This is a genomic window from Psychrobacter sp. 1U2, from assembly GCF_051847575.1.
In genome coordinates this window covers 1-1,277 of the sequence record NZ_JBPYDC010000275.1, presented here as the reverse complement: position 1 = coordinate 1,277, position 1,277 = coordinate 1, and the positions used below count along the sequence as shown (strand labels likewise).

Genomic DNA, 1,277 nt, shown 5'->3' with positions numbered 1-1,277 from the left:
TCTTATTAGACTAAGTCGCATAATAGAAATTCGTAATTTTAAATACACCAATATAAATACTCAAACCAACGCCTTATAAAGAAAATAAAGCCCAACTACGAATAACAATACTGAAAAACACTTTTTCAATAATTGCGGTGAAAGCATATGAGCGACTTTTGCGCCGACTTTGGCCGTAAAAAAGCTCATAATACTGACACCCAAAAAGGCATAAACATGCACAAAACCAATGGTGTTAGGTACACTCACTTCTTGTTGCATACCAAAAAACATAAACCCTAACGCGCCTGCTATGGCAATAGGTAGACCACACGCCGCCGAGGTGCCAACCGCCTTTTGCATGACCACATTATAACGGGTGAGATAAGGCACCGTTAAGCTGCCGCCACCAATACCAAAGATAGCAGAAGCGATGCCAATTACCCCACCTGCCGCCAATTGTTTAGGTTTTGAGGGTAGTACTATATTGTTATGGTTGGTATTACTGACATCATTAGCATGACTAGCGACCTGTTTTTTACCACCTAAAAACATCTTATAGGCGACCCACAGTAAAAACACGCCAACGATAAGCTGAAGATATAACCCAGATATCTGTCCCGCAATTCCTGCGCCCAAAAAACAACCAAGCACCAAACCGGGGGCGAGGTTTTTAAAGACCGGCCACATGACGCCGCCTTTTTTATGGTGCGCCATCAGCGAGCTGATAGAGGTGATAATAATGGTTGCAAGGGAGGTACCCAATGCCAGATGCATGACGTTATCAGCGGGGAAATCCATTTGGGTAAAGACAATAAATAGCAGCGGTACAATGATAGTACCGCCACCTACGCCAAAAAGCCCTGCTGCAAACCCTGCTAGCGCGCCAATGATTAAAAAAATGAATAATTCCACAGGTGAGTACTTTTTAGTTGAATGAAGTTGAATGGTGAATCACTTAAGCCATTTGTATTTGACTAACGTGATGATAAGCGCGATTAAAATAGACCAAACTCTCGCCACTCTCAGAATCTTGCTCAGATTGGCTGATAGCGACTACTCGGCACATAAACACACTATGAGTGCCCACTTGCTGAATATCCTCAATAACGCAATCAAAGCTCACCAACGCATCTTGTAGTACGGGCGCGCCAGTGACCAGCTCAGTCCAAGCGCCCTGCGCAAAACGCTCCTTTGCACTTAACCTGGAAGCAAAGGCATTGGATAAATGTTCGTGCTGCGCGCCTAGCACATTAACCGTTAAGATTTTATTCTCTACAAAATGCACATGCGAGCGT

Annotated in this window: 2 protein-coding genes; both read right to left on the bottom strand. The window is 43.9% G+C overall.

The genetic code is table 11. The annotated features are described in order from the left end of the window. Window positions 1-60: 60 nt before the first annotated feature. Window positions 61-894: a sulfite exporter TauE/SafE family protein gene (locus ACS8FD_RS15115; RefSeq protein WP_439262960.1), complete on the bottom strand. Its 834-nt coding sequence runs from the start codon at window positions 892-894 to the stop codon at window positions 61-63. A gap of 43 nt (window positions 895-937) precedes the next feature. Then, a partial coding sequence (locus tag ACS8FD_RS15110) for a flavin reductase family protein (protein ID WP_439276453.1) occupies window positions 938-1,277 on the bottom strand: 340 nt, incomplete at its 5' end.